Here is a 9,774-nt window from a genome sequence, read left to right as displayed (position 1 = left end):
GCTGGAAACGCTCTGCCTTTGGTGACACCAACCAGCACGGCATGGAAGGCGTGAAGTTCTGGACCAAGGTCAAAACCATCACGCAGCGTTGGCCAGATGGCTCGCCTGACGGCGGTAACGCCTTCGTCATTCCGACAATGGGGTAAGGCAAATGAAAATTGCGTTTATCGGTCTTGGCAATATGGGCGGCGGCATGGCTGCGAACCTTGTGAAGGCACGGCATGCGGTAAATACCTTTGACCTGTCGGACGAGGCACTGTCCCGCGCGCAGGACAATGGCTGCGCCACATTTACGTCTGTGCGCGACGCGGTGGCTGGCGTCGACGCGGTGGTGTCGATGTTGCCCAATGGTAAAATTGTCGCGGATGTGTTTGAGAACGACGTCTTGGGCCACGCACCCAAAGGCGGGATATTGCTCGATTGTTCAACGATTGATGTGGACACCGCGCGGCAGGTGACGGCGGATGCTGTCACGGCTGGCTTTGACATGGTCGATGCGCCTGTCTCGGGTGGGATAGCGGCTGCCAATGGAGGGAATTTAACCTTCATGGTGGGTGGCACCGATACCGCCTTTGCGCGCGCGGAACCGATTTTATCAGCGATGGGCAAAGCTGTCATTCATGCCGGCGCATCTGGCGCGGGGCAGGCGGCAAAAATCTGTAACAATATGCTGCTTGGTGCGTCGATGATTGCGACCTGTGAGACCTTTGCCATGGCCGAGAAGCTGGGGCTGGACCTCCAGACCTTTTACGACATATCTTCAAAAGCCTCGGGCCAGAACTGGTCGATGACCAGCTATTGCCCGGTTCCGGGTGTTGGGCCAACATCGCCTGCGGATAATGATTATCAAGGCGGTTTTGCTACGGCATTGATGCTCAAGGACCTTAAGCTGGCGATGGAGGCCGCGCGGTCGGTACATGCCGAAGTGCCGATGGGCGAACGCGCAGCGGAATTATATGCGCAATTTGATGAAGCCGGAAATGGTGCCTTGGACTTTTCGGCAATCATCCAAGCCCTTAAAGTCCAGGCGTAAATCGCACGACGGCGGAAAGCGTCGATCAGCAGGATTGCAAAGTCTGCAGAAAACATATTAGGACTATCGCCAGTTCCTTCATCACTCGACAACCGGCACATGCGCCGAACCTTAAAAATTAGGAGTTGCCCGTGCAATCAGTAACCACGCAGAAATTTGACGACGTCCTTGTGGTGATTGTCGACAATCCCCCCGTCAACGCATTGTCTTGGCATGTCCGTCAGGGGCTGAATGACAGTTTTGAACAGGGACTGGTGGATGATGATGTAAAGGCGATTGTGCTGCGCTGTGCAGGATCGACCTTTATCGCAGGTGCCGACATCACAGAATTTGGCAAAGCCCCACAAGGTCCGGATTTGAACGTCGTGTTGACCATGATTGAAGCTGCCGGCAAACCCGTTGTGGCGGCCATTCATGGCACGGCGCTGGGCGGGGGACTGGAAACCGCTCTGGTGTGTCATTACCGCATTGCCGTGCCGTCCGCGCGACTTGGCGTGCCAGAGGTAAAGCTTGGCCTTTTACCGGGCGCTGGAGGGACGCAAAGGCTGCCGCGCGTTGTAGGCGTAGAAGCCGCCGCCACAATGTGTGCGCTTGGCGAACCTTTGTCGGCGACGCAGGCGGCATCTATTGGTTTGGTCGACCGGTTGGCAGGTGAAGACAGCCTTGCCGACGACGCCATTGCTTATGCACGCGAACTGATCGCTATTGGCCCACGGCCAACGCGCGATCGTCCGCTGGATGGTGATATTGGGATCATCGCACAATTGAAGGCGGCCAATGCCAAGAAGTGGAAAGGCTTTGATGCGCCTTATGCCAATCTTGCCTGTGTCGAGGCGGCAACGCGGTTGCCTTTTGACGAAGGCTTGAAGTTCGAGCGCGCGGAGTTTGTGAAGCTAATGGCTGGATCGCAATCTGCGGCCCAGCGCCACATGTTCTTTGCCGAACGCCAAGCCGCAAAGATTGACGGGTTGGCCAAGGACATTGCCTTGCGTGATATCAAGAAAGTCGGCGTGATTGGTGCTGGCACCATGGGCGGCGGGATTTCGATGAATTTCCTGTCAAAGGGCATCGCTGTGACCATCGTCGAAATGGTGCAGGAAAATCTGGACCGCGGCGTTGGCGTAATCCGCAAAAATTACGAAAACAGCGCCGCCAAGGGCCGCTTTTCGCCTGAGCATGTTGAAGAAATGATGGCCTTGCTGACGCCGTCATTGACGCTTGATGATCTGGCCGACTGCGATCTTGTCATCGAAGCCGTTTACGAAAGCATGGACGTCAAAAAAGAGGTGTTCGGAAAGCTGGACATTATTTGCAAGCCCGGCGCGATTCTCGCGTCGAATACATCCTATCTCGACATTGACGAAATTGCCGCCAGCACCGCGCGGCCGCAAGATGTCGTCGGCATGCATTTCTTCTCGCCTGCTAATGTCATGAAATTGCTTGAGGTCGTGCGCGGCGACAAAACCGCGCCGGACGTGCTTGCCACGGCAATGGCGATTGGCAAGAAAATCGGCAAGGTCGCGGTCGTTGCAGGCGTCTGCCATGGCTTTATCGGTAACCGGATGCTGTCCACGCGTCAGCAGCCAGCCATGCAATTGCTGTTGGAGGGGGCGACGCCGGCACAGATCGACAAGGTGCATACCGATTTCGGCATGCCTATGGGACCGTTTCAGATGAGCGATCTGGCTGGGCTAGATATTGGTTGGCACCGTGACCCGTCCAAGGTCGAAACCATCCGCGATGCGCTGTGTGCGGCTGGCCGTTTTGGTCAGAAGAACAGCAAGGGCTTTTACGATTATGATGAAAAACGTGTGGGCACGCCAAGTGCCGAGGCGTTGGCGATCATTGAGGAATTTCGCGCGACTTCAAACCTGCCGAAGCGTGAAATCAGTGAACAGGAAATCGTCGAGCGTACGCTCTACCCGATGGTCAATGAGGGCTATAAAATCCTCGAAGAAGGCAAAGCCCAACGCGCGTCCGACATCGATGTGGTCTGGATCTATGGCTATGGCTGGCCGATCTATCGCGGCGGCCCCATGTTCTGGGGCGATTTGGAAGGCGCAGTCAAAATCGTTGAAGCGCTTGAGCGGCATGGCGTTAAGGTCGCGGAGAGCCTGAAAGCCAAAGCCTGATATTGCAGTAACGCACCCGGCGCCGCCGACGCGCCGGGTGGGTTTTGGGGTTGCGAGGGGGGCAGGCCTTGGATGACACCAAAGCTGGGTCGGAGGGCCGCATAGCACAAGTTTTGGAAACCGAATCGGTGCCGCGAGGAGCAGGCGAGGCAGCAAGGCCAAATCATTGCCGCAATAAAAAGGGTGGGTCCCTTGCCGCCTGACCACTAGAAATGAATTTTCATCGGGATTTGCGCGGATAATGGCCGTTACGCCATTGAAAAATATGGTGGGCGCTAACGGGCTCGAACCGCTGACCCTCTCGGTGTAAACGAGATGCTCTACCAACTGAGCTAAGCGCCCCTCTCGGGAGACGAGCATGTGCCAAAGTGAATCACATTTGGCAAGGCCATTTAAATGATTGGCGAAAAGCGCGAACCGATCGTTGCAAAATAATCATCCATTTTTGCCGATGTTTCGGCGGAAAGCTCAATGAATACCCGCTGACCATCGCAATGCGTCCATTTTGGCCTGTGGCGGGGTGAGGTGAGAACTCTGGCATAATCTTTTGAACAACCACCTGATAAGATTATGCTTTTGCGAACGCACGAAAAAACGATAACGCATATGTAAAACTTATCTCCATATTGGAGGAAACAGTTTTGGCGGACAGGAGGTTTGCTTACCCTACGCGATGCGCTATCCTGATGTTCATGCGGCGTCAGAATAAATGCAGCATGACCCAGAGGAGCAAAATTAGGTGAGAACACATAACATCATGATGAGCGCCGCGGCGCTTTTATTGTCAGGAGTATCAATGACAGCGGTTGCACAAACAAAGGACATGAATGCCAGCCAAGCGGCGAATGAACCCGCATTGCTGCAGGAATGGACTGGCCCTTATGACGGTGTTCCACCATGGGATCAGGTGAAAGTAGCGCAATTTCCGGCTGCATTCAAAGCCGCGATGGATGCGTCGAAGGCTGAATTCGAAGCCATGCTTGCAAAGCCCGAGGCCATTAGCTTTGACAATACGATCACGGCCAGCGAGCTGTCGGGTGAAAAAATTGGCCGGTTATTCTCCATCTGGGGCGTCCATTCGTCTAACTTGTCCAGCCCCGAAGTGCGCAAAATTCAGGCCGAGTGGGAGCCGAAGCTGAGTGCGTTCTTCTCCGAATTGTCGTTGGATGCGCGGTATTTTCAGCGCGTAAAATATCTATATGACCAGCGCGCCAATCTGGGTCTCGATTCACAGCAGAACCGCCTGTTGGAGCGGACCTATGACGGCTTGGTCCGAAATGGCGCTATGCTTGATGCGGCACAAAAAGCGCAAGTCATCGGCATTGAGACCGACCTGTCGAGCAAGTTTTCCGCTTTTTCCGAAAAGGTTCTCGCCGATGAGGAAACCTTCATTTTGATGACGCAAGAGGCCGATTTGGCTGGCCTACCAGAAAGTTTTGTCGCGTCGTTGCAAGCCGCAGCCAAGGCGAAGGGCCAAAGCGGATGGGCCGTCGTCAACACCCGTTCAGCGGTGCAGCCATTCCTTGAAAATTCAACGCGCCGCGATCTGCGCGAAAAAGTCTGGCGTGCCTTCACCAAGCGCGGTGATAATAAGGATGCCAATGACACCAATGCAACCATAGCCGAAATCCTGAAGCTACGTCAGCAGCGCGCCGAAATTTTGGGCTTTGCAACCCATGCGCATTACCGGATGGCTGATACGATGGCGCAGGACCCCAATAAGGCGATGGAGCTGATGATGAAGGTCTGGCCTGCCGCGGTTGCCCGCGTGAAGGAAGAAGTGGGGGATATGCAAGGCATCGCCAATGCGGACAATATCACCATCGCGCCATGGGATTATCGTTTCTACGCCGAAAAGGTGCGCAAGGCGAAATATGACCTCGATCAGGAGGCGGTTAAGCCATATTTTCAGCTCGATAACATGGTCGCGGCCATGTTTGATGCTACGGGTAAGCTCTATGACATGACCTTCACCGAAAACACGGGCACGGTTCCGGTGTTCGAACCCAAAGTGCGGACATTTGAAGTGAAGCGCAACGGCAAGGTCATTGGCCTATTCTATCTCGACAATTTTGCCCGTGCTGGCAAACGGTCGGGCGCATGGATGACGACGTATCGCAGCCAGCACGCATTGGGCGGCAAGAACAACATTGTGCTCGCGTCGAACAACAACAACTTCGTTCCAGGCGCCGACGGCGTGCCGACGTTGATTAGTATCGACGATGCATCTACATTGTTCCATGAATTTGGCCATGCAATCCATTATCTGAACTACGACATCATGTGGCCGGGCCTTGGCGAGGCACCCCGCGATTTTGTTGAATTCCCAAGTCAGGTGAATGAAAACTGGCTGCTGACGCCTTATGTGCTCAATACTTATGCCAAGCATTATAAGACAGGTGAACCAATACCTGCAGCTTTGGTGGAGAAAATCCGGGCGAGCGACACGTTCAACCAAGGTTTTTCCACGGTCGAATATCTGTCGAGCGCGATCCTAGATATGAAGCTGCATAATCGAAGCGAGCCTGTGGCTGATCCCGCCGCCTTTGAACGCGATACGCTTGCAGAAATCGGCATGCCACAGGAAATGGCGATGCGGCACCGTTTGCCGCAGTTTAACCATCTTTTTGCCGATGATGGCTATTCGGCGGGCTATTACAGCTATCTTTGGTCCGAAACGATGGATGCCGACACTTGGGCTGCCTTCACCGAAACGGGCGATGTTTGGGACAAGGAAACAGCGGAGCGGTTCCGGTCGATGTTGCTGGCAACGGGCAACGAAACCGACCGGATTGAAGCCTTTCGCGCGTTTCGTGGTCGTGACCCCGACGTCAAATATATCATGAAAAAGCGCGGATTTCCCACCGGCGAATAAGGCGCTGCGATATTATAAAAAGCGGCTGCGCAGGCGACAATCTGCGCAGCCCTTTTTGTTGATTTTTGGAGCTTTCGGACTTAGCGTAAAGCCTCGTCCAACAACCGCGCCAAACGGATGCCGCCGCGTTCGACCTGTTGGCGCAATGCAGCGCGTGATGCAGCCACGTCGGCTTCGTCAATGATGACCGGTGCGGATGGTTTTGCGCCACAAGGGTCGCCATCCATAGCGCGCGGATAGGAGATATTTTTTGACACGGCCCAATTCTCTTCACTCCACAGGCCCACATCGCCTTGCACGACCGCTGCTTTCTCCGCTGGCGAAAATACGCGGACAATAAAGGGCGCTCCCGACAGCGCGCGGTCGGCCAAAAGCCCGTCCCACACCGAATGGAGATTATATCCAGGCATCACACCATAAGTGGTTTTCAGGTCATTGCCGCCGCGATCGGCACGGTCGCCAGCATGTAATGGCTGATGGATGTCGCCGACAAAATGCACCAGAAACGCAAGCGCCTCCAACCGGACATGCGCGGGCAGGGCCTTGTTCGATAGAAGCGCAAAGTTGCGGTCAATCTGCGCTGAAACGCAATTGCCGTCGGCACAGGCGCTTTTCAGGTCGAACGGCTTGCAGATGTCGACATTTTGGTAATGCCAGCTGTTGGTATAACCCCAGCGCAGACGATCGCCCTTAATGCAATCCGCCCAGACGCTGACATCGCCGATATTACGCATAGCGCATGTGGGCGTGCCCAACATTGGCGCGGCGCGAAGCAGCCGCTGCATACTCACGCGCGCTATGGGGGACATATTGGCCTGCGCAATCTGCGCGACGGTTTGATGGCCATATTCCCAATACGCTTGGGCAGGTGCCAATGGCGCGAACAAGAGGGCGAGCAAAATAAGGAAGCGTTTCATGTCTCCTTCTTAGTTTGTATCCACGCGTAAATCAAAGCGGTCTGCTCTAATTCGCGCTTTAACTATCTTGAAAACAGTTCAGGATGATGATTGCGGGAAAATCCCAAGCCGCCTATATCACGTCCATGTCTTCTATTCGTCCTTGGCGCGATATTGCGCGCCGTCAGTCTCGCCAGATCATGGTCGGCAATGTCCCTGTTGGCGGCAATGCCCCGATTTCGGTGCAAACCATGACCAATACGCTGACCAGCGATGCTGCGGCCACGATCAACCAGATCCGCCGGTGTGAGGATGCAGGCGTCGATATCATCCGCGTTTCCTGCCCCGATGTGGAGAGCACGGCGGCGCTGAAACAGATTGTCCGCGCGGCCAATGTGCCCATCGTCGCTGACATTCATTTTCATTACAAACGCGCGTTGGAGGCGGCGGACGCGGGCGCGGCGTGCTTGCGTATCAACCCCGGCAATATCGGTTCATCGGAACGCGTGAAGGAAGTCGTCAACGCCGCCAAAGCCAATGGCTGCGCGATCCGGATCGGCGTTAATGCAGGCAGCTTAGAAAAAGACCTGCTCGAAAAATATGGCGAGCCTTGCCCGGAGGCGCTTATTGAGAGTGCGCTTGACCATATCAAGCTGCTGCAGGACCATGATTTCCACGAATTCAAAGTCGCGGTGAAGGCATCGGACGTTTTTCTGGCGGTTGCCGCCTATATGGGTTTGGCCGACGCCGTCGACTGCCCCTTGCATCTTGGCATAACCGAGGCGGGCGGCCTTATTGGCGGGACAGTAAAATCCTCCATCGGGATGGGCAATTTGTTGTGGGCAGGCATTGGCGATACAATCCGCGTCAGCCTGTCTGCGGAACCCGAAGAAGAAGTGCGCGTTGGCTATGAAATTCTGAAAGCGCTTGGCCTGCGCACTCGCGGCGTGCGCGTCGTCAGCTGCCCAAGCTGCGCGCGCCAAGGCTTTGACGTCATCCGCACGGTGCAAAAGCTTGAGGATGCGCTTGGCCATATTAAGACACCCATGTCGCTCTCGGTTCTGGGCTGCGTCGTCAACGGCCCCGGCGAGGCGCGCGAGACCGACATCGGCATCACGGGCGGCGGCAATGGCAAGCATATGGTTTATCTGTCTGGCGTCACCGACCATCATGTCGAAAATGACGACATGGTCGCGCATATCGTGCGCTTGGTCGAAGCGAAAGCCGCAGAGATTGACGCTGGCACCAGCGTCAGCATGGATACGCTGCACGGGAAAGCGGCTTGAGCCTTTCGATACGTCCCGCCACCGCCGCTGATATATCGCGCATCGGGCAATTTATCCGCGATCTGGCGGAATATGAAAAGCTGGCCCATGCCGTGCGGTTTGATGAAGCGGTCATGGCGCAAAAGCTGTTTGGACCGCGCCCTTATGCTGAGGTTCTGATTGGCGAGATTGACAATGTGGCGCAGGGCTTTGCTTTGTTCTTCCATAATTTTTCGACCTTCGAAGGGCGGCCCGGAATCTATCTGGAGGATTTGTTTGTCCGTCCCGATGCGCGCGGGTCGGGGCTTGGTAAGGCGTTGCTGGGCAGGCTTGCCGCGCTTGCGGTCGAACGGGATTGTGCGCGGCTTGAATGGTCGGTGCTGGATTGGAACACGCCCGCAATTGATTTTTATAAGGCGCTGGGCGCAGTGCCGATGGACGAATGGACCGTCTACCGCGTCGATGGTGCGGCGCTCGATAATCTTGCCACGCACAGCCTGTAAACATGGCTGAACTCCACCCGCGTCCGTTCATCCCGTTCATGGTGGCTGCTGCGGGGGTCGGAACATTTTCGCTAATGGATGCGGCGATGAAGGATCTGGCGCTTTCGCTGGGTGCCTATAATGCCGTGATGTGGCGCAATAGCTTTGGTGCATTGTTCATGGGCCTATTGTTTGTCGGAACGCGACAAAAATGGCCACCAGCGCACATCCTGAAAATGCATGTGTGGCGCAGCATAATCGTGTCGGTCATGGCGGTCAGCTTTTTCTGGTCGTTGACGCAATTGCCGCTGGCCGAGGCCATTGGGCTTAGCTTCATCGCGCCTGTCATCGCGTTATATTTCGCCGCTGTTATGCTGGGGGAGACGATAGGCCGTTCCGCCATCTGGGCGTCGCTTGCAGGGCTTGGCGGGGTAGTGATCATCATGGCTGGCCGGTTGAGCGGACACTATACCAGTGGGCATCTCTGGGGCGCTGCGGCGGTGTTGTTTTCGGCAGTGGTGTTTGCGTATAATCTCATCCTCGCCCGGCGGCAGGCGCAGGTCGCGGGGCCTATTGAAATCGCCTTTTTTCAGAATCTATTTGTCGCGTTAACGCTTGGCCTTTTCGCGCCATATTTTTTGCAGCCGATTGGCCTGTCTGATACCCCGATGATCAGCGGTGCCGCGGCGCTGGCGGTTATTTCACTGTTGCTGATGAGCTGGGCCTATGCACGCGCGGAGGCACAGATTTTGATTTCGGTCGAATATACCGCCTTTGTCTGGGCGGCATTTTTCGGCTGGCTGTTCTTTGCCGAGCCGGTGACCTTGCCCGTGCTTTTGGGCACGGCCTTGATCGTGAGCGGCAGCCTGATCGCGGCAAGGGCGAAGCCGGAGCCGGTCAATCAGGTCGAGGTTGCGACGGTTTAGGGAGGGGGGCCGAAAGCTCTCTCGCGCACCCACGGCTGTGTCACCTTGAACTTGTTTCAGGGTCCATTTCGCCTCTAGACCCTTCGGCCCGCGTGGCACGATGGATGCTGAACCAAGTTGTGCTCTGCACGCCTTCGGCTCCAGCATGACATAGTATATAAACGG

Annotated in this window: 7 protein-coding genes and 1 tRNA gene; 6 read left to right on the top strand and 2 right to left on the bottom strand. The window is 55.7% G+C overall.

From position 1 onward, the window contains the following. The first annotated feature begins 151 nt into the window (after window positions 1-151). Window positions 152-1,033 (top strand): 3-hydroxyisobutyrate dehydrogenase, encoded by an 882-nt coding sequence (gene mmsB, locus Q0N43_RS08180; RefSeq protein ID WP_295445142.1) that lies wholly within the window; start codon window positions 152-154, stop codon window positions 1,031-1,033. A gap of 131 nt (window positions 1,034-1,164) precedes the next feature. Continuing rightward, window positions 1,165-3,165, top strand: coding sequence for a 3-hydroxyacyl-CoA dehydrogenase NAD-binding domain-containing protein (locus Q0N43_RS08175; protein ID WP_295445138.1), 2,001 nt, complete (start codon window positions 1,165-1,167; stop codon window positions 3,163-3,165). 266 nt (window positions 3,166-3,431) lie between these two features. Here Q0N43_RS08175 and Q0N43_RS08170 read toward each other — a convergent pair. After that, window positions 3,432-3,507: transfer RNA gene (locus Q0N43_RS08170), tRNA-Val, on the bottom strand. Between the two features lie 454 nt (window positions 3,508-3,961). Here Q0N43_RS08170 and Q0N43_RS08165 point away from each other — a divergent pair. After that, window positions 3,962-6,040, top strand: a complete 2,079-nt coding sequence (locus tag Q0N43_RS08165; RefSeq protein ID WP_295445135.1) for a M3 family metallopeptidase — start codon at window positions 3,962-3,964, stop codon at window positions 6,038-6,040. 80 nt (window positions 6,041-6,120) lie between these two features. On the opposite strand, the gene Q0N43_RS08160 is transcribed toward Q0N43_RS08165, so the two are convergent. Further along, window positions 6,121-6,957, bottom strand: coding sequence for a S1/P1 nuclease (locus tag Q0N43_RS08160; protein ID WP_295445132.1), 837 nt, complete (start codon window positions 6,955-6,957; stop codon window positions 6,121-6,123). A gap of 125 nt (window positions 6,958-7,082) precedes the next feature. Between Q0N43_RS08160 and ispG the strand changes: the two genes are divergently transcribed. Genes ispG through Q0N43_RS08145 form a run of 3 tightly spaced genes read left to right on the top strand, consistent with a single transcriptional unit; the run spans window position 7,083 to window position 9,609 of the window. Beyond that, the gene (gene ispG / locus Q0N43_RS08155) at window positions 7,083-8,222 is read left to right on the top strand and encodes a flavodoxin-dependent (E)-4-hydroxy-3-methylbut-2-enyl-diphosphate synthase (protein WP_295445129.1); all 1,140 of its coding nucleotides are present in this window, start codon (window positions 7,083-7,085) and stop codon (window positions 8,220-8,222) included. After that, window positions 8,219-8,704 carry a GNAT family N-acetyltransferase gene (locus tag Q0N43_RS08150; protein WP_295445127.1) on the top strand — a complete coding sequence of 162 codons (486 nt, stop codon included), beginning with the start codon at window positions 8,219-8,221 and terminating at the stop codon, window positions 8,702-8,704. The genes ispG and Q0N43_RS08150 overlap by 4 nt, the downstream gene beginning before the upstream one ends. Window positions 8,705-8,706: 2 nt before the next feature. Beyond that, window positions 8,707-9,609 (top strand): DMT family transporter, encoded by a 903-nt coding sequence (locus tag Q0N43_RS08145; protein ID WP_295445124.1) that lies wholly within the window; start codon window positions 8,707-8,709, stop codon window positions 9,607-9,609. Window positions 9,610-9,774 lie beyond the last annotated feature (165 nt).

Source organism: Sphingorhabdus sp. EL138 (assembly GCF_945882965.1).
Lineage (GTDB): Bacteria > Pseudomonadota > Alphaproteobacteria > Sphingomonadales > Sphingomonadaceae > Sphingorhabdus_B.
Note: the sequence above shows the minus strand (reverse complement) of the source record. Positions and strands in the feature narration are given on the sequence as shown.